Origin of the sequence: Micromonospora yasonensis, from assembly GCF_026013475.1 — a bacterium.
Taxonomy (GTDB): Bacteria; Actinomycetota; Actinomycetes; order Mycobacteriales; family Micromonosporaceae; genus Micromonospora; species Micromonospora yasonensis.
Genome location: NZ_JAPDPH010000046.1, coordinates 1 through 25,686 on the forward strand (window position 1 = coordinate 1; position 25,686 = coordinate 25,686).

Consider the following 25,686-nt stretch of genomic DNA (forward strand, 5'->3'; position numbering starts at 1 on the left):
AGCCGGTGTAGAGCGGGGCCCACTCGGCGTCCTTCATCGGGTACGGCTTCTCCGGCGCCGCCCACACCCCGACGAACTCGGCGTCGTGCGCGGTGCGGCAGTCGACCGGAGTGAGCGTCCGGGCCCGGGCGTCCCCGCCGATACGCTGGCAGCCCAGCCGCAGCGGGGACGGCCCCTTGAGCGCGTCCCGCAGGCTGCCCGTCCGGGTCACCACCCGCGCCGCCGCCTCGACAGTGGTCAACTCGGTCAGGTCGCACCGGTACCAGCGGGAGCCGGCCGCCCAGCCGGGCCCGGTGGGCAGCGCCACGGCCAGCCGGAGCCGGCCGGCGCGCCAGTTGTCGCCGACGTATCCGCTGGCCCGGCTGTCGCAGTCGGCGAACGCGCTACGCAGCTCGGCCGAGCCGAGGGCCGGCGGCGCCGCCCGGGCCACGGGGAAGGTGCCGACGTGCACCGTCTCCACCCGGTGCGGCAGGTCGCAGCCCACCGGCTCGTACCCGGCCAGGCTGAGGGTGGGGGTGAAGTCGGCGACCTGGCAGACCCCGGCCGCCGGGGTGAACGCGCCGGCCGGGGGCAGCGCGTGCCAGTCGTCGGTGAGATCCCCGTCCAGCCCGTTCGTCGCGGCGCAGCCGGTCAGCACGGCCCCCGCGACCAACGCGGCGACCAGGCTCGTCATCGCACGGCGCATCGCGGCCTCCCCAGCCCACGACCGTCGGTAGCCGACGGTCCGCCCAGGGTAGCCAAAACCCCCTCCCCGTAACAGACCGCCGTCCGGGCCCCGCCGCGCGATCTTGCACTCGTGGTGGCCCCATTCAGGACATACCGCCCGAAAGGTCAACCCGGAGCGCAAGATCGCCGCAGGGGCGGGTCAGGGGAGGGCGGCGGCGAGGGGGTTCGGGACCGGGTCGCCGGCGGTGCCGGGGGCGGCGGTGGTGGGATCGGCGGTGAGGTCGACGACCTTGTTGTCGGCGTCGACGTGGACCACACGGGGCTGGTACGTGCGGGCCTCGGCGTCGTCCATCTGCCCGTACGAGATGAGGATGACCAGGTCACCGGGGTGCACCAGGTGCGCGGCGGCGCCGTTGATGCCGATCACGCCGCTGCCCCGCCGCCCCGGGATCACGTACGTCTCCAGCCGGGCCCCGTTGGTGATGTCCACGATCGCCACCTGCTCGCCGGGGAGCAGGTCGGCCGCGTCGAGCAGGTCCTCGTCCACGGTCACCGAGCCGACGTAGTGCAGGTCGGCCTGGGTCACCGTGGCCCGGTGGATCTTCGACTTGAGCATGGTCCGCAACATCGGGGTGCCTCTCAGCGGGGTGGTGATGGCAGGTCAGGAACGTGGAGCGAGCTGGATCGGCGCGTTGTCGATCAGGCGGGTTGCGCCGACCCAGGCCGCGATCAGCAACCGGGCCGGGCCGGCGACCGGACCCGGCTCCAGGTCGGCGTCGGTGAGCACCAGGTAGTCGAGGCGGGCACCGGGCGTACCGGACTCGAAGCCACGGTGGGCGGCGGCCAGCACCGCGCCCGCGTCCGCGCCCTGCTCGGCGGCCTCGGCCCCGGCCCGTAGCGCGGCGGACAGGCTCAGCGCCGTCCGCCGCTCCTCGGTCGACAGGTAGCGGTTGCGCGAGGACAGGGCCAGGCCGTCCGGCTCGCGTACCGTCGGCACGCCGACGATCTCCACCGGCACGTCCAGGTCGCGGGCCATCCGCCGGACCAGGGTCAGCTGCTGGTAGTCCTTCTCGCCGAAGAACGCCAGGTCGGGACGGGTGAGCTGAAGCAGCTTCAGGACCACGGTGAGCACCCCGTGGAAGAAGCCGGGGCGGCTCAGCCCCTCCAGGTCCTCGCCCAGCGGGCCCGGGTTCACCCGGACCGTGGGCTGGCCGTCCGGGTACATGTCGGCCACCGCCGGGGCGAAGACCACGTCCGCGCCGGCCCGCCGGCAGATCTCCAGATCGGCGTCGAGGGTGCGCGGGTACCGGTCGAAGTCCTCGTTCGGGCCGAACTGGAGCGGGTTCACGAAGATGGTGACGATCACGTGATCGGCCTGCTCCCGGGCGGCCCGCAGCAGCGTCTCGTGCCCGGAGTGCAGCGCGCCCATGGTCATCACCACGCCGACCCGGCCGGCCAGGCCGTCCCGCGCCGCCGCCAGCTCCTTGCGCGTGTGCACCAGCTCGGTCATCAGGCTGCCACCTCGATCCCGCTCAGCACGTCCAGCAGCGGCTCCGCGTCCGCCGGGCGCAGTCGACCGGCCGCGATCGCCCGGTCCGCCGTCCGTCGTGCCAACGCCAGGTAGGGGGTCACGGATTCCGGGGCGGTCGCCGCCAGCCGCTCCAGGTGCCGGCGTACGGTGCCGGCGTCGCCCCGGGAGACCGGGCCGGTGAGCGCGTCGTCACCCAGCCGCAGGGCGTTCTCCAGGGCGGCCCGCAGCAGTGGGGCGAGCACCTTCTCCGGCCGGTCCACCCCGGCGTCGCGCAGCCGGTCGGCCGCCTCGTTGACCAGGGTCACCAGGTGGTTCGCGCCGTGCGCCAGGGCCGCGTGGTAGAGCGGCCGGTCACCCTCGGCCACCCACTCGGGCACGCCACCCAGGTCGGCGACCAGCCGGGCGGCGAACGGGCGCAGCCCGGCCGGGGCGGTCACCCCGTACGAGATGCCGGCGAGGCGGGTCAGGTCGTCCGGCGTACCGGTGAAGGTCATCGCCGGGTGCAGCGCGAGCGGCCGGGCGCCGACGGCGGCGGCCGGGGCGAGGACGCCCAGCCCGTGCGCGCCGGAGGTGTGCGCGACGACCTGGCCGGGGCGCAGCGCGCCGGCCTCGGCCAGCCCGGCGACCACGCCGGCGAGGGCGTCGTCGGGGACCGCCACGATCAGCAGGTCGGTGGCGGCGCGGGCCACGGCGGTCGCGGAGCGGTTCGGGGTCTGCGGCAGCAGCAGCGCCAGCCGGGCCTTCGCGGCCCCGGAGCGGCCGGAGACGGCGACCACCCGGTGGCCGGCGGCGGCGAGGGCCGCGCCGAGCACGGCACCGACCCGGCCGGCGCCGAGCACGCCGACGGTGAGGGTACGCGGGAAGACGGGCGGGGCGTCGGCGGGCTCGTGCGGGGCGGCCGGACGCGAACGCAGCGGTGCGCTCATGGCAATCGATCCAGTCCTCGAAGGGGGTACCGGTCGATCGCAAGTATGCGCCGGGGTTACCGAGCCGAAACAAGCATGTGTGAAAACCTTCACCGGCCGTCGCAAAGTGGTTTCAACGGCCGATCCGGGTGTCGGTCCCGGCGGCCGTTTCGGGGCCCGTACCGTCGTCGGGTGACCTCCAGCGAGCGGCTGCCCTGGCGGGTGGCGATGGACCGGGCGCTCTACGGTCCGGACGGCTTCTTCGTCTCGGGCGCGGGACCGGCCGCCCACTTCCGCACCAGCGTGCACGCCTCCCCGGTCTTCTCTTCCTGCCTCCTGCGCCTCCTGGCCTCCATCGACCGTGCGCTCGGTCATCCCCCGCGCCTCGACGTGGTGGACGTGGGTGCGGGGCGGGGTGAGCTGCTCCAGGCGCTGCTCGCGGGGGTTTCCGGGGAGCCCGCCCGCTCCGGGCGGTCAGGCTTGATCCCTCTGCGGGCGGGCTCCCCGGAAATCCTGCCCACCACGGCCGCCGCCGGGCAGTCGCCCTCGAACCTTGCCTCCACTGGTCCCTCGCCCGCCGCGCCGGTTCCGCTGGCCCATCGGGTACGTCTCACCGCCGTCGAGAAGGCACCCCGGCCTGACGACCTGCCGGCGGAGATCGAGTGGCGAGACGAGATCCCACCGGGCATCACGGGGCTGCTCGCGGCCACCGAGTGGCTGGACAACGTACCGCTGGACCTGGCGGTGCAGGCCGAGGACGGCTGGCGCTATCTGCTGGTGGACCCCGCAACGGGCGAGGAGTCGACTGGCGACCCGGTCAACGCCGAGGATGCCGACTGGCTGGACCGCTGGTGGCCCACCTGCGCGAGCGACGTGACCAGCCCGGCCACCGCTGGGTTCCGGGCGGAACCCCCCACGGGCGCAAGGGCCGAGGTCGGCCGGACCCGCGACAATGCCTGGGCCCATGCCATCGAAAAGATCGACAGAGGCTGCGCCTTGGCGGTGGACTACGGGCATCTGCGGGACGGGCGGCCGGTGGGCGGGACGTTGACCGGGTACCGGGGTGGGCGGCAGGTGGCGGCGGTGCCGGACGGGTCCTGCGATGTCACCGCGCACGTCGCCATGGACTCGGTCGCCTCCGCCGGTGAGCGGATCGCCCGGTGTGCGTACACCCTGGTCTCGCAGCGGGAGGGGCTGCGGGCGCTCGGGGCCGACGGCGGCCGACCGCCGCTGAGCCTGGCCTCCCGGGACCCCGCCGGGTACGTCCGGGCGCTCGCCGCCGCCTCGACGGTGGCCGAACTGGCCGACCCGGCCGGCCTCGGCGGACACTGGTGGCTGTTGCAACCGGTCGGCGTGGCCGTCGACCTGGGATAGCACGAGCTGGTAGTGCCCGATCGGCGGAATGATCCGCCGATCGCGCGCTCACCGGGTGTCCGGAAGCTGGCGACCCAACTCGTCACGACTCCGTAGCGCGCTGATCGCGGCTACTCCGCGTGCAATTTCGGCCGTCAGGTCGGCGCGGATTGGAGGGTGTCCGCGACCGGGCGCCGGGCGGCGGCCGTGGCGGGGAGGGCGGTGAGCGCGGCGATGGCGAGCAGGACTCCCAGCCCGGCGACTAACAGCCAGGAATCGGGTGGGTAACGGACCTCGCCGAGGCCGACGGCCAGGTACAGTCCGATGCCGGCCGGGATCCCGGCGAGGACGCCGGGTACCGCGGGAAGCAGCTGCGCGACCGACAGACCCGCGGCGGCCTGCCCTGGCGTGGCGCCGAGTGTGCGGGCGACGGCCAGGGGTTGCCGGGCGTCGAGGACCGCGGTCCAGGTGCTCACGATGGCGTTGATGAGCGCGAGGACACACAGCACGACGATGACGAGGAGCAGGGCCTGGTTGGTCCGCGCGTTCCGCGGGCTGGGCAGCTCCACGTCGCCGAGCGTGACCTGCTGGTCCTGCGCCTGGGACATGAGCACGGCGACGAGCGCGGTCATGGTGACCAGGGTGTTCACCATGACTAGCCGGGCGCGGCGTGGCCGGCGGGCGTTGATGCGTACTCCGATCAGCAGGGCGGTGGGTAGCCGACGGGACAGCCAGACGCGCCACCGGCGGCGTCGGGGCGGCGTGGCGGCGTCGGCCAGCGCGTGGACGGTGTCGGTGGTGGCGGCGCGCACCACGGGTGCCAGGGTCGCCGCGGCGGCGATGGCGAGGGCGAGGGCGGTGGCCGCGGCCACGGTGCGTAGCGCGGGCGGGTCGACGCCGACGGCGCCGAGGAGTCCGGCACCGGGGTTGGTCAGCTGGGGTGCGGCGAGCCAGCCGGCGGCCAGGCCGGTGCCGGCGGCGGCGAGCCCGATCACGAGGTATTCGGCGAGGTGGACTGCGGCGACCATGGCCGGTCCGGCACCGACGGCCTTGAGTAGCCCTACCCGGCGGCGCTGGTCGACGACGCGGCCGGCGACGATGCTGGCGACGCTGGCCACCGCGAGGGCGGTGAGCAGCCAGCTGCCGATGAGCAGGGCCTCGCGTGCGAATTTCACCAGCCTGCCGTCCATCTCGGCGATTTCTTTCCAGCTGGTGTACTCGATCCCGCCTTCGCTCCTGTGCATGAACGAGGTGCTGGCCCGCGGGTCCGCGTATCTCAGGTTCAGGGTGTACGACAGCGGCCGTGCGCCGGCCAGCGCGCCGATCTGGCTACGGTCGACCCACACCAGGCCGGCGAGTTCGGTCAGGGGGCTGCCCGCATCAGCGCGCCAGTCGGCGTTCGGGTACACGGCCCGGGCGGCGGTGACCGCGGTCCCGACCACCCGCAGCGGGTGGCCGTTGATGCTGACCGTGTCGCCGATGTGCACGCCGAGGGCGCTGGCGAAGGTGGGCTCGATGACCACGCCGCCGGGGCGCAGCCAGGTGCCGGCGGTCACCGCGGGCCGGTCGAGCGCCGCCGGGGAATTGTCCCGGCCCTCGACGACCGCGGGCACGGTCTTGCCGTGTGCGGCCAGCATCAGATAACCGATCGGGTACGGTCCGCTGTGTGCGGTGACACCGGGCGCGGTGGCCAGCGGCGCGAGGGCGGCCAGAGCCTCGGGGCCCGTCGCTCCCGGCATCGCCACCACGTCCGGGCCCGCGGTCGCGGCCCGGGTCCGCTCGTACGGTTGGGCGAGAGCCCCGTCCAGGGCGAAGCCGAGGGTCAGCGTGCCGGTCGCGGCGCTGATCGCGAGCAGCAGCAGTACGGTCTCGGTGCGCCGCCGGCGCAGGTCCCGCACCAGCAGCCGACACACCAGCAACAGACGCCCGGCCACCTCAGCGCCACCCGCCATAGACCGTGCCCGCGCCGTCGGCGATACCGGCGAACCGGCTGTCGTCGGCGAACGACCCGTCACGCATGGAGATCACGCGGTCGGCGACCGCGGCGATGCGCGCATCGTGGGTGACCACCACCAGCGTCTGCCCCGCGAGGCGCAGTTCCTCGAACAGCCGCAGCACCTCCAGGGTGGCCGCGCTGTCCAGGTTCCCGGTGGGCTCGTCGGCCAGCACGACCCGCGGCTCGTTGCTCAACGCGCGAGCGATGGCGACGCGTTGGCGCTGGCCGCCGGACATCGCCGAGGGCAGGTGCGTGGCGCGGTCGGCTAGCTCGACCCGGTCCAGCAGGTCCAGGGCGCGCCGGCGGGCCCGGCGGGGCGGCTGACCGGCCAGCAGCGCGGCCAGCTCGACATTCTCCACCGCAGTGAGTTCGTCCATGAGATGGAACGACTGGAAGACGAAACCGACGTGGTCGCGCCGCAGCCGAGCCAGGGCGCGCTCGCTCATGACGTCGATCCGATGGTCGGCCAGCCAGATCTCGCCGTCGGTGGGGCGTTGCAGCCCGCCGAGCAGGTGCAACAGGGTCGACTTCCCGCAGCCGCTGGGGCCCATGATCGCCAGCGTCTGCCCGGCGGGCACGTCCAAATCGACCTCGTCGACCGCGCGGACCAGCGCACTTCCCCGGCCGTACCACCTGGTCACCCCGCGCGCCCGCAGCAGCGCCGATCCGCTCACGCGGCACCACCAGGCATGCCCTCGCGGCCCTCGCTCAGCTCGGTCATGCCTTTGCCATCCGTCCGGTCGGGTCACGATCGGTCCACATGCGCTCGCACGCCTCCAGCCATTCCAGGTCGGCCCGCAACCGCAACACGACCCCCTCCAACAACAACCCGACGACCGGGTCCGTCGACCGCTCCAACGCGGCCCGCTGGGCATCCCGCAACCGGCGCAGCACCTCACGCCGCTGCGCATCGACCAGCGCCACCGGATCTGCCAGCCGGGCAGCAGCAGCGGCCACCAGCTTGAGATGGAATTCGCTGAGGTCCGGCTTCGGCCAGCTCACCTCGGCGAGCCACGCGGCGACCCGCTGCTGCCCCGCCGAAGTCAGCGCGTAAACCCGCCGGTCGGGCCGGTCCGGCAGACCCTCGGCCCGCTCCGACGTCACCAGCCCCGCCTTCGCCAGCCGGGTCAGCGTCACGTAGATCTGCCCGGCGTTCATCGCCTCGCCGAGCGGGCCGAGCGCGCCACGCATCCGGCTACGCAGCTCGTACCCGTACGCCGGCTCCTTCGCCAGCATGGCCAGCACCACGTCCTGCACCCAGGAACACCTCCGTCGGGCTGATATTAGATAACCGCTAGCCATAACCTTGTCAAGTCGCAGAACACGGGCCACCCCGGGTCAGCGACGGCGACGAGGCCGAGTAAGAGACCGTCGGGTACCGCCCAGGATCACGATCCTCGACGGACGGGGTGCGGTTTTCCCGGCGTGTCGAGTCGCTGCCCTGCCGACGATCACGGTTGGACTGCCGGCTTGATCGGCGCACGTGGCACGATGACGGGCATGACCACGGACGCCGGCGACCTCCGCGAACTGACCGTCGGCACCGGCGCCGGCGGCGAGCAGCTCGGCACCGACATGGTGCTGAACATCGGCCCGCAGCACCCGTCCACGCACGGCGTGCTCCGGCTGCGGCTGGTGCTCGACGGGGAACGGGTGGTGTCCGCCGAGCCGATCATCGGCTACATGCACCGGGGCGCGGAGAAGCTCTTCGAGGTACGCGACTACCGGCAGATCATCGTGCTGGCCAACCGGCACGACTGGCTCTCCGCGTTCGCCAACGAGCTGGGCGTGGTGCTCGCCGTCGAACGGCTGATGGGCATGGAGGTGCCCGAGCGCGCGGTCTGGCTACGGATGGCGCTCGCCGAGCTGAACCGGGTGCTCAACCACCTGATGTTCCTCGGCTCGTACCCGCTGGAGATCGGCGCGATCACCCCGGTCTTCTACGCGTTCCGGGAGCGGGAGACCCTGCAAACGGTGATGGAGGAGGTCTCCGGCGGCCGGATCCACTACATGTTCAACCGGGTCGGCGGCCTGAAGGAGGAGGTGCCGGCGGGCTGGACCGGGCGGGCCCGGGCGGCCATCGGCGAGGTCCGCCGCCGGATGCCCGACCTGGACCAGCTGATCCGGCGCAACGAGATCTTCCTGGCCCGTACCGTCGGGGTCGGGGTGCTGTCGGCGGCCGACGCCGCCGCGTTCGGCGCGTCCGGGCCGGTCGCCCGCGCCTCCGGGCTGGACCTGGACCTGCGCCGGGACGAGCCCTACCTGGCGTACGACCAGCTCGACGTGCCCGTGGTCACCAAGACCGCCGGGGACTGCCACGCCCGCTTCGAGGTGCTGCTCGACCAGGTGTACGCCTCGCTCGACCTCGCCGAGCAGTGCCTGGACCGGGTGGACCGGCTAACCGGGCCGGTGAACACCCGACTGCCCAAGGTGGTCAAGGCGCCCGAGGGGCACACCTACGCGTGGACCGAGAACCCGCTCGGCATCAACGGCTACTACCTGGTGTCCCGGGGCGAGAAGACCCCGTGGCGGCTCAAGCTGCGCACCGCCTCGTACGCGAACGTGCAGGCGCTGGCCACGCTGCTCCCGGGCTGCCTGGTGCCGGACCTGATCGCCATTCTCGGCTCGATGTTCTTCGTGGTCGGCGACATCGACAAGTAGCCCCGCGGATCAGCGCCAGCGGTCGGAGCGGGTGCCGCCGGCCCGGGGCGCGTCGTCGCGCGGCGGGTAGCCGTACCGCTCGTCGGCGTACCGGACCGGCTCGGGGTCGACCTGGCGCCACTCGGGCTGACCGCTGCGCTGCGTCGACGGCCGCCACTCGTCCGGTACGGGCACCCCGCCGGCCGGCAGCGCCGGACGGCTCTCCTCCGCCCAGCCGGCCTCGCCAGCGGTGGCGTAGCGCCCACCCTGCCCACGGCGCGGCTCGTCCGCCACCGCGCCGTAGGTGCCGCCCTGGTCGCGGCGCGGCTCGCGGACCGACGCCCAGCGGTCCTCCACCCGGTACTCGGCGCCACCGCCGTCGGCGTGCACCGCCGCCCGCCGCTCCCCGACCCGGATCTCCCGGCCGTGCTCGTCGTCCCGTACCGAGGCCCACCGGTTCCCGGAGCGCAGCTCCGACCAGTAGTCGCCGTCGTCCGGCTCGGCGGCCGTCCCGGACGACTCCGCCGGGGTCCAGGCTTGGGCGTACGCCGCTTTCCAGCCGTCGCCCTGCCCGGGCCGATCGGGCTCGTCGCGCCCCCTCGACCACGGGCGGTCGTCGCCCTCGCCGGCCCGGGAACGCTCGTCGGTCGACCCGCCCGACGACCAGGAGCGCTGCTCACCCGGCCCGGCCGACCAGCCGCGGTCGTCGCCGGAGGTCCCCGCGGCCCGTCCGGCATCCGCCCACGAGTGGTCCCGGGCCGAGGCGCCGGAGGCGTCCGGGGACAGGTCCCCGTCCTGGGGGGCGGCCCGCCCCCATTCCGTACGCGATCCGCCCTGGCCGCCCCACGACCGGTCGTCCCGGCCGGCGGCCTGCTCGGACCAGCCACGGTCCACTCCCGACCAGTCGCGGTCGTCGCCGGCCTCCCGGTAACCGGGGCGAGGGCGCTCCTCCGGCTCGGTGCCGCCGTGGCCGCGCTCGTCCGCGGACCACCGGCCGGCGTACCCGCCGTACCGGCCACTGGCCCCCGGGTCGCCACCGTCCACGATGGTGTGCCGGGTGGTGACGTGCACGGTCTCGGTGCGGTGCACCACGCCGACCTGGCGGGGGCCGGGCTCCGGCCGGTCGTCGGGTTCCGGCGTACGTGGGACGCCGTAGACACCAGCCGGCGGCCGATCGGCACCGCTTGACCGGGCCGGCCGCTCGGCGCCGTACCGGGTGCCGGGCTGCGGGCGGCGGGCGGACTCCTCCTCGCCGCGCCGGTCGCCGGACGGCTGGCCCCAGCTCGATCCGCCCTCGGGCTGCTCGCGGCGGTCGTCGTACGGCTCGGGTGCGGACACCCGGGCGCGGGCGCCGACCGGTTCCTCGGGGGGCGGGGCGGCGAGGCCCGCGGCGGCGGCCGCCGCGGCGTCGAGGCGGCGGCGCAGCGCAGTGACCGACTCCTGGGTCCGCTGGACCTGGTCGAGCGCCTGGTTGCCGCGCTGCGCGGCGGCCGCGATCTCGCCGCGCAGCTCCCGGCTCAGCTGTGCGAGTTCGTCCCGTAGTTCGTCCGCGCCGGCCGTCCCACCGCCGTCCGAGCGCAACGCGACGCTCAGGCCGATCAACACCACAGCGAGGATCGCCAGCACCGCGCCGAAGCGCAGCGCACCGCCGTCGGCGACGAGGAGGATCAGGGCGGCCAGCGGCGCGAGCGCCACGCCGATCCAGAACAGGACGGTCAGCAGTGGGGTGCGCTTCTCGGCGGGGGCGACCGGGGCGGGCATGGCGGGCAGACTACCGAGAGATGCCCGGCGAGGGAACGGGCCGGGGGCATCGATGGCTGCCGGCGGCACCGTGGGTTTCCAGGTCGCGGGCCGTGGGGCCCGGCGACTGTTCCGGTCCGCGGCGCGGCGTCAGACGTGCCGCGGACCGGAACAGTCGTGGGTGGTCAGCTGGCGGCGAGCGCCGCGTCGGAGGAGAAGACCAGGCCGACGCTGGCCGCACCGGTCTTCAGCGCGTTCTTGGTCTGCGGGCCGCCCGCGTCCAGCGAGCTGAACGAGCCGGCCTTGAAGTCGTAGACCTGGACGAGACCGGCCTGGCACTTCGGCCGCTGCGGGCACTCCGGCGGGCCGGCCAGCACGGTGGCCTGGCCGGAGCACTTGCTGGCCAGGTCGGAGAGCGTGGCGACCTGGTACTTGTCGGCGAACGCCTTGGTGACCGCGAAGGCGTTCTGGTCCTGCGCCTGGGCCGGCTGGCCGAAGGTGATGCCGGCCTTGTCGCCCGCGGCCTTGAGCGCCGCGACCGTCTTGTCCAGGTCCGGCGAGGAGACCGGCTGGGCGTCCTTGCCGTTGGCCTTGGTGTTGAGGAACTCGGCCATGGTGGCCGCGTACTCCGGCACGACCTGGATCTGGCCCTTCTCCAGGGCCGGCTCGTAGAGCTCGCGGTTGCCGATGGTCTGCACCTTGACCTGGTAGCCGGCCGCGGTAAGCGAGATCTTGTAGAGCTCCGCGATGAGCTGGCTCTCGCTGAAGTTGCCGGCGCCCACGGTGATCTGGCCGCCCGGCCTCTTCTCCACGCCCTCGGTGACGCCGTTCGCGTCGGCGAACTCCTTCGCCGCGACCTGCGGCGTCTTCCGGTCGACGTCGACCGAGCGGTTCAGCTCGATCAGCTTCGGGGTGTCCAGCTTCGCGGAGACTTTGTCCAGCGCGGCGACGAGCTGCGGCGTGGCCGCCTTGGCGTTGATCGCCGGAATGACGTTGTCGGTGTTCTGGAGCTTCTTGTCGTCGGTCAGGACGACCAGCTTGTCACCGGCCACCGGGGCGCAGCCGGCGCCCGAGGCGCCCTGCTGCGGGGCGTCGGTGCCGGACGAGCCGGCGTCACCGCAGCCGGTGAGGAGCCCCGCTGCGGCGAGGGCGCCGAGCGCCCCGACGGCCAGGCGTGAACGTGCAAGCATCAGGTGCCCGCCTTCCGTGTCCCGGCGCGACCCATGTCGGGCCGGCCGCGTGTCCGACGGGCGATCCGGTCGGCCGCCCGCGAGTTCCAGCCAATATCCTCCAGGCCGGACCGACAAACTCCGAGCGGCTTTCGTCACCGGATCGTCACCGGGCGCCGATCCGGCGGGTCAGCCGCCCGCCACGGCGTCCGCCGCGCGGCGGTTCGCCACCCGCCGTGCACGCCGCAGCGGACGTGGCGTCACCGCCCGCTCCACCAGCGCCAACGCCGCCTCGACCAGCAGCGCCAGCCCGGCCACCAGCACCCCGCCGGCGATGATCTGGCCGCCCCCGGCCGCGATGTCCAGCCCGAAGCCGGCCCGGATGATCTGCCCGAGCCCGCCGCCGTTGACGAACGACGCGAGCGCCGCGGTGGCCACCACCTGCACCGCGGCGGTCCGGAAGCCGGCCGCCAGGTACGGCACCGCGAGCGGCAGCTCCACCCGGCGCAGCAACTGCCCGCCGGAGAGCCCCATGCCGCGCGCCGCGTCCCGGGCCTCCGGGTCGGCCTGCCGCACCCCGGTGTACGCGTTGGCCAGCAACGGCGGCACCGCGAACACCGCGAGGGCGACCACCACCGCCAGCCGGCCGAAGCCGATGAAGGTCAGCGGCAGGATGGTGAGCAGCGCCAACGTCGGGATGGCGAGGGTCACATTCGAAATGAGCAGGACCCCGCCGCCGCCCCGGCCGGTGTGCCCGAGCCAGAGCCCGATCGGCCAAGCGACCAGGCAGCCGAGCAGCACCGCCAGCGCGGAGATGGTCAGGTGCTCGCCGAGCCGGTCCAGGACGCCGCCCGGATTGGTCCAGTTCAGCGGGTCGTTCAACCAGATCACGGCGTCCCGGAAATGGTTCACCCTGCCGCCCTTCCGTCCACCACGGCGCTGCGTCGCGCTGCCCTCCGCACGCTCACGAGGCGCGCCCGCGCAGCCACGGCGTCAGCAACCGGCCCATCCCGGCCAGCACCAGGTCCAGCACCAGGGCCAGCAGCACGCAGAGCACCGTGCCGGTCATGATCTCGGCCTTGTAGAAATTGTTCTGGAAGCCGGCGAAGATGAGCTGGCCCAGGCCGCCCCGGCCGACCACCACGCCGACGGTGACCAGGGCCACCGTGGAGACCGTGGCCAGCCGCAGGCCGGTGAGGATGCCCGGCAGGGCCAGCGGCAGCTCGATCCGGAACAGCCGGCGCCAGCGGCCGTACCCCATCCCCTCGGCGGCCTCCAGGACCTCGGGCGGCACCTGGTTCAGCCCGGCGAGCGCGTTGCGGACGATCACCAGCAGCGCGTACAGCACCACGACGGTGAGCACGGTCACCGCCCCGATCCCCAGGGTGGGCCCGAGGAACGCGAACAGCGCCAGCGACGGGATCGTGTACAGCACTCCGGACACCGCCAGGACCGGCCCGGCCAGCGACCGGAACCAGTACGCGGCCACCGCGAGCGGCAGCGCCACCACCGCCGCGATCAGCACGGCCCGGGCGGTCAGCCAGGTGTGGTCACGCAGCGCGGCGAGGATCGTGTCAGAGTTGTCCCGCACGTACTGCCAGGAGAACCACGGGTTACCGGGCGCGGCCAGGTAGCTCAGGCGGAGGGACACACGTGGACGTTACCCCGGCATCGGCCGCCGGACACGGCGCCGCCTCGATCACCCTCGACGGCGTCGGCAAGCGCTACCCGGACGGGACGGAGGCGGTACGCGGGCTGAGCCTCGAGGTCAAGGCCGGTGAACTGGTGGTGCTGATCGGCCCGTCCGGCTGCGGCAAGTCCACCGTGCTCCGCATGATCAACCGGCTGATCGAGCCGACCCACGGCCGGATCCTGCTCGGCGACGAGGACGTCACCCGGGTCGACCCGGTCACGTTGCGCCGCCGGATCGGGTACGTCATCCAGAACGTCGGTCTCTTCCCGCACCAGACGGTCGCCGCCAACGTGGCCACCGTGCCCGGACTGCTCCGTTGGCCCCGGGAGCAGACCCGGCAGCGGGTGAACGAGTTGCTGGACCTGGTCGGCCTCGACCCGGCGCAGTTCGGTCGCCGCTACCCGCACGAACTCTCCGGCGGCCAGCGGCAGCGGGTCGGGGTGGCCCGGGCGCTCGCCGCCGACCCGGTGGTGCTGCTGATGGACGAGCCGTTCTCCGCCGTCGACCCGATCGTCCGGACCCGGCTCCAGGAGGAGTTCCTGCGCCTGCAGGCCGAGGTCCGCAAGACCATCGTGCTGGTCACCCACGACCTCGACGAGGCGGTCCGGCTGGGCGACCGGATCGCCGTGCTGTCCGAGGGCGGCCAACTGGAGCAGTACGACAGCCCGGCCGCCGTGCTCGGGTCGCCCGCCTCGCCGTTCGTCCGCGAGTTCGTCGGCGCCGACCGGGGCATCCGCCGGCTGGCGGTCACCCCGGTGACCCGGGACGTCCTCGACCCGCTCCCCGCCGACGGGGTGGCCGACCTGCCTGCGGTCCCGCTGGGCGGCTCGGCGTACGACGCCCTGGGCGCGCTGCTCACCTCGGCCAACGAGCACGCCGTGGTCACCGAGGAGGGGCGTCCGGTCGGCGTGCTCAGCCGGGCCCGGGTACTCGCGCTCGGCGTCGTCGACTGATTCGGCTCAGGCCCGGCCACCGAGGCTGGCCAGGCCGATGATCCAGCCGGCGAAGAAGCCGTAGGTCACCCCGGTGCCGGTGGCCTGGAAGGCGGCGAGCAGCGAGCCGCCCGGCCCGAGGAGCGCGGCGAGCAGCGCGGCGAACCCGCCCGCCAGGGCGTACGCGGCCCAGCCGGAGAAGAACTGGCTGGCCGAGGCCTGCACCCGGGCCACCTGGGCGGCGGGCAGCAGGTAGAGCAGCGCGGCGGCCAGGAGCAGCAGCAGGATGGCCCGCAGGTCGGTGGCGAGCACCCCCTGCGACGGGTCGTCCGCGTGCAGCCGCCAGGCCGGCCAGGCGAGCAGCCGCAGGAACCAACCGCCGGCCCCGTCCGGGTCGGTGTCCTGCACCCAGCCCACGTACAGCGGGCTGCCGCCGACGCCGACGAGCAGGAGCGCGGCCAGGGTGCCGGTGCCGGCCGCGGTGCCGTACCGGCCGAGGGTGCGGGGGCGGTTGGTGAGGGCCATGGGGCGGTCAGTTCCCGGCCCGCCGCGCCGGGCAAACCTGCGCGGACGCGCGACCGCGGGCCGGCGGGCGGCCATCGGTGTCAGTGCTTCATCAGGTAGTCGATGAAGGCGGCCCGCAGCAACGGCGCGGACTCCTGGTAGCCGTGCCCGGTCAGCTCGCGCCAGAGCGCGTTCGCCTCGTCGATGGTCGGCCCCACCGAGTTGGGGGCGCCGTCCAGCGCCGCCGCCTCGTCCGCGTTCGGCAGGTGCCGCAGCACCGACCAGAAGAACCCGACGTCGCGGCGCTCCCGGGCCAGGTGGAAGGCCTGCTCGCGCAACTCCTCCGTGGAGAGCTTGTCAAGCTCGTCGAAGGTACGGCCGCCGGGGGCAGGAGTTTCGGTCATGCCGCCGAGCCTAACCGGCGAGATCAGCTCCGGCCCGCCGGACGCGACCCGTCGGGAGTCACCGGTCGTCGGCGTCCCAGCGGCGCGGGTCGTTCTCCCAACGGGGTGCCTCCCAGGCGTCCACGCTGGTGTCGGTGGTCCGCACCGGCAGCACCGAGGGCCAGGCGTCGGCCGGCTCCGGCGACGGGGTCAGCGCCCAGCCGGCGCTGATCGTGCCGTCACCGGGCGGCCCGACCGGGACCGCCGCACCGCCGAGCGGGCGCGGCCGGCCGAGCGCCTCGACCAGGCGGGTGACCACCAGCCCGGCCGCGAGGGTCGCCCCGCCGACGGCCCACCGGCTGACCGTCCAGCCCCGGGCCGCCGCCCAGGCCAGGAAGACCTCGACCAGGCCGACCGCGAACAGCGCGCCGAAGATCCCGCCCCGCCGGCCGTACGCGCTGGTGCCGGCGAGCAGCACGGTGCCGACCGCGAGCACCGTCCAGTCCAGCCCGGTGTCCGGGACCACCGGACCGGACCCGTTGGCGGCGATCAGCACCCCGCCGAGCATGGCCAGCACGGTCGAGGCGACCAGGGCCAGCGCGGTCACGATGGCGGCCACGGCACCCCGGCGCCGGGCCGGGTCGGCGACCGGCCGGAACCGGCCGACCAGCCGCCGGACCGGCTTGATGGCGCCGAGGAGCCCGCCGAGGACGGCCACCGCGGCGAAGCCGAGGAACAGGTAGATGGCGGTGGGCCGGGGGTCGTACCCGCCCTGCACGACGACCGGGGCGGCGCGCCGCTCGATGTACACGATCACACCGGCCGCGCCGGCCAGGCTCGCTGCCCAGCCGGGCACGTGCAGCACCACCACCGCGAGGCCGAGGGCCAGCCCGCCGAGCGCCGCCACCACCAGCGCGGGCAGCAGCGCCGCCCAGACGCCGCGGTCGCCCTGCTCGGCGAAGTGGAGGGCGGCGGCCACCGCGACCGGGCCGACCGCCAGGTTCACCGCGGCGGCGCGCAGGCTCAACCCGGCGGCGAGGACGAGCATCCCCAGCCCTGCCACGTCGACCAGCAGCGACTTGAGGCCGGCGCCGCGCAGCGCGTCCGGGTTCTCCCGCCAGAGCAGCCAGCCGGCCACGGCCAGGCCGACCAGCAACAGGAGCTCCCAGACCACGTGGACCGCCATCCGGTCCCGGCCGGGCTCGCCGTGCGACGGGTCGTCGAAGACGTTTTCCAACACGGCGGCCGGGACCCCGGATGACGCCTCCATCGGCGCACCTCGGCCCGTCTCGTCGTACCCCATTGGCCGCGCCTCCCACGTCGGCGGCCGTCCAGGTCCGACGCGCGGGCGGACCGGCGGCGGCCGTTGCTCTCCGGTCGCCAGGGACGGTACCTGCGGGCGCGGATGGTGGGAAGCCCTGATCAGAGGCGGCCGCGCGGGGTTTCCCGGTCGCCGGGCTCCCGGTCCTCGTCGTCCTCCTGCTCCGGAACCCGGCAGGACCGCTCCAGCCAGAGCGCCGCGGCGACCAGCGCCAGCGAGGCGAGCAGCCCGGCGCCGCCGGCCGGACGGTCGCCGACCGCGGCCTGGGTCCGCTCGACGAAGAGCCAGCCGGTCAGCCCGGCGTAGAAGCCGGCGAAGATGGCCCCGGCCAGCGCGGACGCCTTGGCCAGCACCACGAACCGGGCGACCAGCAGCGGGTTCACCGGGTCCCGGCCGGGTCGACGCTCGATCCGGCCGCGGGTGTTGACCGCCGCGTACCCCTCGAGCACGGCGAGACCGGCCAGCGTGACCACCGGCAGCCAGGGCAGCCGGGGCGCCACCTGGTAGTAGAAGGTGCTGATCAGCAGCCAGGCCAGGGCGGCGGCGGCCAGCGCGGCCACCACCAGCGTGGACAGCCGGGTGGGACCCATCCGGAACTGGTGCGGGTCGCGCGGGGACTGCGGGGCGCTCATGCCGCCGCCTCGCTCCACTGGGTCATGATTCCGACTCTAACGCCAGATCCGGTCGAGGGCTGAGTTCCAGGGCGTCCCCGGCCAGCGGCTCGGCGTTGAGCAGGTCGGTCAGCCAGCCGTGCCCGGGTAGCCGGCCGTGCGGCTCGATGTCGATCCAGGGCCGCAGCACGAAGGCGCGCAGGTGGGCGCGCGGGTGCGGGAGGATGAGTTCCTCCTCGTCGCTGAGCACCGGCTCACCGGCCTCGTCCCAGACCGCGATGACGTCGACGTCGAGGGTGCGTGGCCCGTACCGCCGCTCGGGGTCGCGGGTCCGCCCGGCCGCCGCCTCGGCGGCCCGGGCCCGCGCCAGCCAGTCGCGCGGGCCGGCCGCCGGGTCCGCGACCAGCACCGCAGCGTTCAGGTACGCGGGCTGGTCGGCGTCTCCCCACGGTGGAGTCTCGTAGACGCCGGAGACCACCCGCACGGTGTCGCCGAACGCGGCCACCGCCGTGCGGAGGTTGGCGAGCCGGTCGCCGAGGTTGCTGCCGATCGACAGCACGGCCCGGCTCACCGGGTACGCCGCATCGTCACGGCCACGTCCCGGAAGGCGTGCGGGATCGGGGCCTCGGGCTTGTGCACGGTGACCGTGGCGGCGGTGACCAACGGTTCGGCCAGGCAGACCGCGAGCAGCCGGTCGGCGAGCGTCTCGATCAGGTTGACCGGCTCGCCGGTCACCACCGCGACCAGCTTCTCGGCCAGCTCGCCGTAGTGCACGGTGTCGGTCACCTCGTCGGAGCGGGCGGCCGGCGCGAGGTCGAGTTCCAGCACCGCGTCGACCACGAACTCCTGCCCCTGGGCGCGCTCGAAGTCGTAGACGCCGTGCCGGCCGTGCGCGCGCAGGCCGGTCAGCTCGATCCGGTCGGTCATCGCTCCCCTTCGTCCGCGGTGTGTCCGGTTTCGCCCGCGGTGTGTCCGGCCGGGCCGGCGGTCGTCCGGCTCGACACCAGGCGCGGGCTGCCGGTGGCCCGCCACACGGCGAGCGCGTCGACGGTGCCCAGGACGTCGTGCACGCGTACCCCCCAGGCGCCGGCCGCCACGGCGAGCAGGCTGGTGGCGACGGTCGCGGCCTCGCGGCCCACGGTGGGACGGGCGTTGCCGTCGGCGTCGGCGAGCAGCCGGCCCAGGTACGACTTGCGGCTGGCCCCGAACAGCAGCGGGAACCCGAGGTCGAGCAGCTCGGGCAGGCGGGCGCTGAGTGCCCAGTTGTGCGCGGCGGTCTTCGCGAAGCCGAGCCCGGGGTCGATGATGATCTTCTCAGCGGCGACCCCGGCGGCGAGGGCCTCGTCGACCCGCCGGCTCAGCTCGGCCCGGACGTCGGCCACCACGTCGGTGTAGCTGGCCAGGTCCCGCATCTGCCGGGAGTGGCCGCGCCAGTGCATGAGCACCCAGGGGCAGCCGGCGTCCCGGACCACCCGGGCCATGTCCGGGTCGGCGAGCCCGCCGGAGACGTCGTTGACCACATCGGCGCCGGCGGCGAGGGCCGCCTCGGCCACCCGGGCCCGACTGGTGTCGATGCTGACCGGGATGCCGGCGGCGCTCAGCTCGCGGATCACCGGGATCACCCGGGCCGTCTCGATCTCCGCGTCGACCCGGTCGGCCCCGGGGCGGGTGGACTCGCCACCCACGTCGACCAGGTCCGCGCCGTCCGCCCGCAGTCGCACTCCGTGTCCGACGGCAGCGTCGAGATCGGCGTATCTCCCGCCGTCGGAGAAGGAGTCGGGCGTGACGTTGAGGACGCCCATCACCACCGGGACCCGCGCCCGCACCAGATCGGTCACGACCCGACACTACCGTTCCCCAGCAGGGCTTCCGGCGGCCCGGCCGACCGCCGTCGACGAGGGTCCTGACATGCGCATTGGAACAGGTGTACGATCGGTCGTCCGGGTCGGTTCGGGTCGAGTCTTCGCGGGTTGTCGCAAAGGTGGCCGGCCCGTACGCTTTGGAATTGCCCAGCATCGAGATGGCGAAGTCTGGAGGGAGGGCCGAAGCGGGACGAATCCCCCAAAACTCGCCACTCTCCGTGGTGGGTGACGAACCCAGGGTTGCGAACGCTTGCACCCAGAGAGCACCATCCCGCCAGGCTTGACTACTGCACCACCGCGGCGCCGCCGGCCGCGACATGGGGAGGTTTCAGTGATCGCCATCGAGCTCCTGGCGACGGCGTCGTCCGCCGTCGACCACGCGCTCCACACCCTGGCGTCGACTCCACTCGCCGAGCCGGCCCCCAAGGGCATCAACACCAACGGCGTCGTCAGCTTCTTCGCCAGCAAGATCGCGCCGATCCTGCTCGCCGTGCTCGGCGTCATCTTCATCGGGCGCGCCAGCCGGGGCGAGATCTCCAAGGTGCTGACCAGCTCGGCCATCGCCATCATCGGCCTGGCCTTCATCGCCGGCGCCGCCACACTCTTCTTCGTCGGCGATTACCTGATCAACCTGATCTTCGAATAGGCGCGGGCGACCATGCGGCTGCGCACCGACGACGACATCTACCGGGCTCGTCTCGTCTATCTCGGGCCGCCCGGATACACCCTTCCCGTCCACCTGCCGTACGCCCAGTACGGCCTGTTCATGCTGCTCGTACCCCTCTACATGTTCATCCACTGGTTGCTCACGCTGCAGGTCGAGCTCTTCCCCGCCTGGGAGATCTCGCTCGCCATCGTGACCACCTCGTTCATCTTCCGGTACGTCGACCCGGACCGGCCGGCGCGCATGGTCATCCGGACCGCGCTGACCGACTGGCGACGCACCCGGGAGCCGGCCGCCGAACTGCGCGACCCGCGCCTGGTGGCGAGCCGGATCAGGATCCGGGAGGAACTGGCATGACCGGGCGTACGCCGACGGCGCAGCCGAACGACGCGGGTGAGGCGGTCGCATGAGTCGCTCTTCCACGCCGGGCTCCCCGGCCGGGCGTCCGGCCGGCCCGCACGGTAACCGTGCGCGATCGTTCGACTACCCGCAGGACGAGGAAGCGGACGAGGTCGTCCTCGACCCGGCCCTGGCCACCAGCCCCGGGCACGGTCGCGTCGGGGTCTTCCAGCCGCCCCGGCCGGCGACGCCCCGCGCGTCCGGCCCCGAGCAGCGGGTTCCGACGGCCGGCGACAGCCCCGACATCGACTCGCCGTTCCTCGATCTGTTCGGCGGGGCGCAGCCCGGCACCCGGCGTCCGGCCGCCCGGCCGGCCGGCCCACCGGCCCCGGTCGAGCCGACCCCGGTGATCGCACCGCCGCGCCGCGGCGTCGGCCGGGACGCCCTGCCGATCCCGCACCAGCACGCCGCCCCGGCCGAGTCCCGGCCCGCCAGCCACGAGGTCGAGCCGCCGGCCGCGCGGCGCCGGGAGAGCGGCACCGGCGTACGACCGGTCGGCCGGACCCGGGAGGCGGCCGAGGTCACCCGCGGGCCCTCCCCCGCCGTCGAGCCGCCCGCCCTCGATCCGGCGCCCGCCGGCCGGCCCCGGGTGCCGCAGCAGCCCGGCGACCGGCTCCCGGTGCTCCGGCCGACCGCCGAGCCGGAGCCGGCCGACCCGGAGCCCCCGCTCGAGCGGCCGGCCCGCCACGGTGGCCGACGGGCGGACGAGACGGCCCGGCCGGAGCCGCGCGAGGTCGCCACCGCCCCCACCCGCGAGCTGGCCCCGCCCCGGCAGCGGTCCGCGCAGCGGAGCGGCCGACCCATCAAGCCGGTCCGCCCCCCGAAGATCAAGTTCGGCGACCGCGACCCCGCGGTGGAGCTGGCGATCACCGAGATCGCCGGTCACCTGACCTTCACCCCCAACACCGTCACCGCCTGGTACTGGCTGCCCGAGGTGCGCTGGGCGTTCCGCCCCGACGCCGAGCGGGAGGCGCTGCTCTCCGCGATCTCCGAGCAGTACGCCGGCCTGGCCGGCTTCCGGCTGCACCTGCGCCGGACCACCCGGCCGTTCCCGGCCGACGAGTGGGCCCGCACCGTCGACGCGCACACCGCGTCGCCGCTGCCCGACGTGCCCGGCACGCCCGGCTGGGCCGACCACCTGGTGGCCGCCCAGCGGCACCTGATGGCGGTCAACCACGCCGAGGGGCAGACCTACCTCGGGGTCACCTTCGCCCGCCGCTCGCTCGGCGACTCGCTCGCCGAGCGGCTGCTACGCACCTTCGGCCGGGGCACCGCCGACGGCGAGCGCCGCAGGCTGGGCCGCACCGTCGAGCAGTTCGACGAGGTGCTCGGCGCGTTCGGCATGCGCGGCCGCCGGGTCACCGCCCAGGAACTGGAGTGGCTGCTCTACCGCTCGGTCGCGCTCTGCATGGCGCCGCCGGGCGTCCTCTCCCCGGTCACCGACGGCCGGTGGGAACGCGGTGACCTGCTCGCCCTGACCGAGCAGGTCGAGCGCTACCGCACCCCCTACGGCTCGACAGTCAAGCTGGTCAACCGGATGACGGGCGAGGAACGGCACGTGGCCGTGCTCGCGGTGGGCCGGATGGAGCCGCTGGAGATTCCCGAGCGGCACGAGCCCTGGCTGCACTTCCACGAGCGGCTGCCGTGGCCGATGGAGCTCTCCACCCGGGTGGACATCCTCGGCCCGGGCGACTCCTTCCGGAACCTGGAGCACCGGCTCCGGATGATCCGCTCCCAGCAGCTCGACTACGCCGAGCACGGCATCGACGCCCCGCCCGAGCTGGAGCGGCTCGCCAAGCGGGCGCTGGTGATCGGCGACGAGATGACCACCGGCCTGCCGGTCGACTCGGCGCGCGCACACGGCTGGCACCGGATCGCGGTGGGCGGCCGGACCCGCGAGGAGTGCCTGGAGCGGGCCCGCCGGCTCATCCAGCTCTACTCCCGCGAGCTACGGATCTCGCTCCAGCATCCGAAGAACCAGGACTGGCTGGCCCGCGAGTTCATCCCCGGCGAGCCGATCGCCAACACCGGCTACGTCCGGCGGATGCCGGTCAACCTGCTCGCCGCGGCCCTGCCGCAGGCCGCCTCCACGGTCGGCGACCGGCGCGGCGACCTGATCGGCCGGACCGCCGGCACCTGCCGCCGGCCGGTCTTCCTCGACCTGCACTTCCCGATGGAGGTACGCGAGCGCTCCGGCCTCGCCGTCTTCGTCGCCGAGCCGGGCGGTGGCAAGTCGACCCTGCTCGGCGCGCTCGGCTACCTCGCCGCCCGGCGCGGCGTGCAGGTCACCCTGCTCGACCCGTCCGGCCCGCTGGCCCGGCTCTGCGCCATGCCCGAGCTGGCGCCGTATTCACGTGTGCTCAACCTGACCGGTTCCGACCAGGGCACCCTGGCCCCGTACGCGCTGATCCCGACACCGCTACGCAGCGAGTTCAGCACCGGGTCGGCGGGCGACCGGGAGTTCGAGATCGCGGTCTCCAACGCCCGCGCCGAGCGGCGCATGCTGGTGCAGGACATCTGCATGATGCTGGTGCCGCCGCAGGTGGCCCGGGAGGCGTCCACCGCCACCCTGTTCCGGCACGCCGTACGCCAGGTGCCGGCCGAGGAGAAGTCCACCCTGGACGATGTCGTCGCCTGCCTTCAGGGGCTCGACGACGACACCGGCCGGGAGCTGGCGAACCTGCTGCTGGACACCGCCGAGATGCCACTCGCCATGCTCTTCTTCGGCCGGCCGCCGGAAGGGCTCCTCGGTGCCGACGCGGCGCTCACCGTGATCACCATGGCCGGGCTCCGGCTCCCCGACCTCAAGATCGAGCGCGAGTACTGGTCGGCCGAGGAGTCCCTCGCCCTGCCGATGCTGCACACCGCGCACCGGCTCGCCGTCCGGCGTTGCTACGGCGGCTCGATGTCCTCCCGCAAACTGGTCGGCTTGGACGAGGCGCACTTCATGGAGGGCTGGCGCTCCGGGCGGTCGTTCCTGGTCCGGCTCGCCCGCGACTCCCGCAAATGGAACCTGGCCGCGCTGGTCGCCTCGCAGAACCCGAAGGACATTCTCGGCCTCGACGTGCAGAACCTGGTCTCCACCGTCTTCGTCGGCCGGATCGCCGAGGACTCCGAGATCGCCTCCGAGGCGCTGCGGCTGCTCCGGGTGCCGGTCGACGACGGCTACGAAGCCACCCTCGCCTCGCTGTCCCAGGCCGACAGCGGCTCGGCCGCCCGGCTCGGCTTCCGCGAGTTCGTGATGCGCGACGTCGACGGGCGCGTGCAAAAGGTCCGGGTCGACGTGTCGTACGTCGACGGGCTGCTGGAGCACCTCGACACCACCCCCGCCGCGGTCGCCCAGGCCGCCGGGCAGTTGCCGACTCTGGCTGATCTGGAGGCGTGACATGGCGCGGGCCCGGGCACGGATCGCGGCGCTCCTCCTCGCGCTCGGCGTACTCGCCGGGGCCACCATCGCCTGGCCGCTGGTCGGCGCCACAGCCGCGTACGCGGCCGAACCCACCCCGGCACCGGCCGAGCTGTGCACCACCAAGCAGTGGCAGGCCGACTTCCGCGCCTGCGTCGCCAAGCTGAACGCAGTCACCGAGGATCAGGTCTCCTGCCGCAAGGCGCCCGTCCCCAGCGCGCCGGATTCGGGGCTTGCCGGCTGGTTCGCCTCCCGGCCGGACTCGTCCAAGCTGCCCGGCCCGAAGGGACTCTACAGCGACTACGGCTACGCCGGCTACAGCTATACGACGTACGACGTCGACGGCGGCTGCGCCTCGACCGTCCTACACCCGGACTACCGCTTCACCACGATGGTCGCCAACGGCGAGTTCATGTTCGCCAACGCCGTGATCGGGGCGTCGAACGCGTTGCGCGAGCGGGCCTGGGATCCCCGGTCGATGTGGAGCTGGGCGGACCCGCTGGTGGAGCAGGCGACCAAGGCCGTCTACCAGAAGGTGTTCAGCGTCTTCGGGATCATCACGCTCTGCGTGGTCGGCCTCTACCTGCTCTGGCGGTCGCGCCAGTCGGACATGAGCAACGCCATGACCACCGCCGGCTGGGCGGTGCTGGTGATGGTGGCGGTGACCGCGCTGGCCGCCTGGCCGGTGAAGTCGGCCAACATCGCCGACAACACCCTGATCACGACGCTCGGCGTCGTACACGATGCCGTCGGCCCGGCGTCCCGAGACACTCCGGCCGGTCAGTGCGACGATCCCAACCCGACGAACTGCAAGGATCACCGCCCTCCAGCGGTCAGGGCCAGCGACACCGCCACCGAGACCATGCTCTACCGGAACTGGCTGCGCGGCGTGCTCGGTTCCGCCGACAGCGAGACCGCCAAGAAGTACGGACCGGCGCTCTACGACGCGAGGTCGCTCTCCTGGGAAGAGGCGGAGAAGCTCCGCCAGAACCCGAAGACGCGTGAGGCCACCGTCAAGGCCAAGCAGCAGCAGTGGGCACGGGTCGCCGAGCAGATCAAGACCGAGGACCCGGAGGCGTACGAGTACCTCCAGGGCACCCGCGACATGGACCGGATCGGCGCCGGCTTCATCGCGGTCCTCGCCTCGCTGCTCTTCGCGATGTTCGACCTGACCGCGTCACTGCTGGTGCTGCTCGGCTTCCTGATCTTCAGGTGGGCGGTGATCGCCGCGCCGATCCTCGGCACCGTCGGCCTGTTGCGGCCGGCGAGCGCCGGCCTCCGCCGGCTGGCGAACGCCGTGGTCGCGGCCGTCTTCAACATCGCCATCTTCGGCACCGGTGCGGCCATCTACCTGTTCGCGGTCGACCTCATCATGAACACCCCCACCCTGCCCGGCTGGCTCCAGGTGGTCCTGGTCTGGCTCTGCGGCGTGGTGGGCTGGCTGCTGCTCCGCCCGTACCGGCGGATCACCCAGCTCGGCGGCAAGGACAGCAGCGAGGCGGTCAGCTCGGCTGGATCGTGGCACCGCCGGTTCTTCCGCGACATGCGGGTGGCCGCCCGGCTCGACGTGGTCGAGCCCGGCGGGACCGCGGAACCGACGATCGGCCGACGCCGCGGCGTGCCGCTCGACCAGAGCAGCCTCCGGCCCGAGGCCCGGCACGAGGACCCGTCGCACGGCACCACGGTCGCCGAACGCCAGCGACCGGACGGGCGGGAACGGGCCGACGAGTCCCCGACATCCGAGGGATCCGGCGGGCGTCGCACCGCTGCGCCCCGGTCGCGTCGGGAGCCCACCTGGACCGAGCCGGACGTCCCCGAGGAGGCTCCCTCCTTCGCCGTCTACCGGCCGGACTCGGCCGACCGCGCGCCGGCCCGGCCGGCTCCTCGCGTGCGGTCCGAGGCCCGGTGAGG

General features: G+C 74.0%; 25 protein-coding genes. 7 read left to right on the forward strand and 18 right to left on the reverse strand.

What is annotated here, in order from left to right:
* The 4 genes from ONA70_RS12565 to ONA70_RS12580 all read right to left on the reverse strand — a co-directional run.
* On the reverse strand, window positions 1-685 hold a 685-nt coding region (locus tag ONA70_RS12565; RefSeq protein WP_265006570.1), incomplete at its 3' end, for a septum formation family protein.
* A 180-nt stretch (window positions 686-865) separates the two neighbouring features.
* Complete coding sequence (gene panD / locus ONA70_RS12570; protein WP_265006571.1) at window positions 866-1,294, reverse strand: aspartate 1-decarboxylase; 429 nt, start codon at window positions 1,292-1,294, stop codon at window positions 866-868.
* Between the two features lie 33 nt (window positions 1,295-1,327).
* Complete coding sequence (gene panC / locus ONA70_RS12575; RefSeq protein WP_265006572.1) at window positions 1,328-2,176, reverse strand: pantoate--beta-alanine ligase; 849 nt, start codon at window positions 2,174-2,176, stop codon at window positions 1,328-1,330.
* Window positions 2,176-3,123, reverse strand: a complete 948-nt coding sequence (locus tag ONA70_RS12580; RefSeq protein ID WP_265006573.1) for a Rossmann-like and DUF2520 domain-containing protein — start codon at window positions 3,121-3,123, stop codon at window positions 2,176-2,178. The genes panC and ONA70_RS12580 overlap by 1 nt, the downstream gene beginning before the upstream one ends.
* Window positions 3,124-3,330: 207 nt before the next feature.
* Here ONA70_RS12580 and ONA70_RS12585 point away from each other — a divergent pair, with 207 nt between their 5' ends.
* Window positions 3,331-4,476: an SAM-dependent methyltransferase gene (locus ONA70_RS12585; RefSeq protein WP_265006600.1), complete on the forward strand. Its 1,146-nt coding sequence runs from the start codon at window positions 3,331-3,333 to the stop codon at window positions 4,474-4,476.
* Window positions 4,477-4,610: 134 nt separating this feature from the next.
* On the opposite strand, the gene ONA70_RS12590 is transcribed toward ONA70_RS12585, so the two are convergent.
* From ONA70_RS12590 to ONA70_RS12600, 3 genes are read right to left on the reverse strand one after another with little or no spacing between them, the layout of a single operon-like run.
* Window positions 4,611-6,389 carry an FtsX-like permease family protein gene (locus tag ONA70_RS12590; RefSeq protein WP_265006574.1) on the reverse strand — a complete coding sequence of 593 codons (1,779 nt, stop codon included), beginning with the start codon at window positions 6,387-6,389 and terminating at the stop codon, window positions 4,611-4,613.
* A gap of 1 nt (window position 6,390) precedes the next feature.
* Window positions 6,391-7,125 carry an ABC transporter ATP-binding protein gene (locus ONA70_RS12595; RefSeq protein WP_265006575.1) on the reverse strand — a complete coding sequence of 245 codons (735 nt, stop codon included), beginning with the start codon at window positions 7,123-7,125 and terminating at the stop codon, window positions 6,391-6,393.
* A 43-nt stretch (window positions 7,126-7,168) separates the two neighbouring features.
* Complete coding sequence (locus ONA70_RS12600; protein ID WP_265006576.1) at window positions 7,169-7,708, reverse strand: PadR family transcriptional regulator; 540 nt, start codon at window positions 7,706-7,708, stop codon at window positions 7,169-7,171.
* 234 nt (window positions 7,709-7,942) lie between these two features.
* Here ONA70_RS12600 and ONA70_RS12605 point away from each other — a divergent pair, with 234 nt between their 5' ends.
* Window positions 7,943-9,112, forward strand: coding sequence for an NADH-quinone oxidoreductase subunit D (locus ONA70_RS12605; protein ID WP_265006577.1), 1,170 nt, complete (start codon window positions 7,943-7,945; stop codon window positions 9,110-9,112).
* 9 nt (window positions 9,113-9,121) lie between these two features.
* Here ONA70_RS12605 and ONA70_RS12610 read toward each other — a convergent pair whose 3' ends face one another.
* The 4 genes from ONA70_RS12610 to ONA70_RS12625 all read right to left on the reverse strand — a co-directional run bounded on the left by ONA70_RS12610 (window position 9,122) and on the right by ONA70_RS12625 (window position 13,651).
* Window positions 9,122-10,852, reverse strand: a complete 1,731-nt coding sequence (locus ONA70_RS12610) for a hypothetical protein (RefSeq protein ID WP_265006578.1) — start codon at window positions 10,850-10,852, stop codon at window positions 9,122-9,124.
* 164 nt (window positions 10,853-11,016) lie between these two features.
* Window positions 11,017-12,021 (reverse strand): glycine betaine ABC transporter substrate-binding protein, encoded by a 1,005-nt coding sequence (locus tag ONA70_RS12615; protein ID WP_265006579.1) that lies wholly within the window; start codon window positions 12,019-12,021, stop codon window positions 11,017-11,019.
* 168 nt (window positions 12,022-12,189) lie between these two features.
* A complete protein-coding gene (locus tag ONA70_RS12620) occupies window positions 12,190-12,912 on the reverse strand; it encodes an ABC transporter permease (RefSeq protein ID WP_265006580.1) in 723 nt (240 codons plus the stop codon).
* Window positions 12,913-12,964: 52 nt separating this feature from the next.
* Window positions 12,965-13,651 carry an ABC transporter permease gene (locus ONA70_RS12625; protein ID WP_265006581.1) on the reverse strand — a complete coding sequence of 229 codons (687 nt, stop codon included), beginning with the start codon at window positions 13,649-13,651 and terminating at the stop codon, window positions 12,965-12,967.
* A 2-nt stretch (window positions 13,652-13,653) separates the two neighbouring features.
* On the opposite strand from ONA70_RS12625, the gene ONA70_RS12630 reads away from it, so the two are divergent.
* The gene (locus tag ONA70_RS12630; protein ID WP_319956949.1) at window positions 13,654-14,646 is read left to right on the forward strand and encodes an ABC transporter ATP-binding protein; all 993 of its coding nucleotides are present in this window, start codon (window positions 13,654-13,656) and stop codon (window positions 14,644-14,646) included.
* 6 nt (window positions 14,647-14,652) lie between these two features.
* Here the strand turns inward: ONA70_RS12630 and ONA70_RS12635 are convergent, their stop codons facing one another.
* The 7 genes from ONA70_RS12635 to folP all read right to left on the reverse strand — a co-directional run bounded on the left by ONA70_RS12635 (window position 14,653) and on the right by folP (window position 19,282).
* A complete protein-coding gene (locus ONA70_RS12635; RefSeq protein ID WP_265006582.1) occupies window positions 14,653-15,150 on the reverse strand; it encodes a hypothetical protein in 498 nt (165 codons plus the stop codon).
* Between the two features lie 80 nt (window positions 15,151-15,230).
* Window positions 15,231-15,533: a hypothetical protein gene (locus ONA70_RS12640; protein WP_265006583.1), complete on the reverse strand. Its 303-nt coding sequence runs from the start codon at window positions 15,531-15,533 to the stop codon at window positions 15,231-15,233.
* A 58-nt stretch (window positions 15,534-15,591) separates the two neighbouring features.
* The gene (locus tag ONA70_RS12645; protein ID WP_265006584.1) at window positions 15,592-16,815 is read right to left on the reverse strand and encodes an ABC transporter permease; all 1,224 of its coding nucleotides are present in this window, start codon (window positions 16,813-16,815) and stop codon (window positions 15,592-15,594) included.
* A 119-nt stretch (window positions 16,816-16,934) separates the two neighbouring features.
* Window positions 16,935-17,423 carry a DUF3180 domain-containing protein gene (locus tag ONA70_RS12650; RefSeq protein WP_265006602.1) on the reverse strand — a complete coding sequence of 163 codons (489 nt, stop codon included), beginning with the start codon at window positions 17,421-17,423 and terminating at the stop codon, window positions 16,935-16,937.
* 64 nt (window positions 17,424-17,487) lie between these two features.
* Complete coding sequence (gene folK, locus ONA70_RS12655) at window positions 17,488-18,015, reverse strand: 2-amino-4-hydroxy-6-hydroxymethyldihydropteridine diphosphokinase (RefSeq protein WP_265006585.1); 528 nt, start codon at window positions 18,013-18,015, stop codon at window positions 17,488-17,490.
* Window positions 18,012-18,371 carry a dihydroneopterin aldolase gene (gene folB / locus ONA70_RS12660; RefSeq protein ID WP_265006586.1) on the reverse strand — a complete coding sequence of 120 codons (360 nt, stop codon included), beginning with the start codon at window positions 18,369-18,371 and terminating at the stop codon, window positions 18,012-18,014. The genes folK and folB overlap by 4 nt, the downstream gene beginning before the upstream one ends.
* On the reverse strand, window positions 18,368-19,282 hold the full coding sequence (folP, locus tag ONA70_RS12665) for a dihydropteroate synthase (protein ID WP_265006587.1): 915 nt from the start codon (window positions 19,280-19,282) through the stop codon (window positions 18,368-18,370). The genes folB and folP overlap by 4 nt, the downstream gene beginning before the upstream one ends.
* Before the next feature lie 355 nt (window positions 19,283-19,637).
* Here folP and ONA70_RS12670 point away from each other — a divergent pair, with 355 nt between their 5' ends.
* The 4 genes from ONA70_RS12670 to ONA70_RS12685 are packed head-to-tail and all read left to right on the forward strand — an operon-like array spanning window position 19,638 to window position 25,684.
* Window positions 19,638-19,952, forward strand: coding sequence for a hypothetical protein (locus ONA70_RS12670; protein WP_265006588.1), 315 nt, complete (start codon window positions 19,638-19,640; stop codon window positions 19,950-19,952).
* A 12-nt stretch (window positions 19,953-19,964) separates the two neighbouring features.
* Window positions 19,965-20,327, forward strand: coding sequence for a hypothetical protein (locus ONA70_RS12675; protein ID WP_265006589.1), 363 nt, complete (start codon window positions 19,965-19,967; stop codon window positions 20,325-20,327).
* Between the two features lie 49 nt (window positions 20,328-20,376).
* Window positions 20,377-23,754, forward strand: a complete 3,378-nt coding sequence (locus ONA70_RS12680; RefSeq protein ID WP_265006590.1) for an ATP-binding protein — start codon at window positions 20,377-20,379, stop codon at window positions 23,752-23,754.
* A 1-nt stretch (window position 23,755) separates the two neighbouring features.
* Window positions 23,756-25,684, forward strand: coding sequence for an MraY family glycosyltransferase (locus ONA70_RS12685; protein ID WP_265006591.1), 1,929 nt, complete (start codon window positions 23,756-23,758; stop codon window positions 25,682-25,684).
* The last annotated feature ends 2 nt before the right edge of the window (window positions 25,685-25,686 follow it).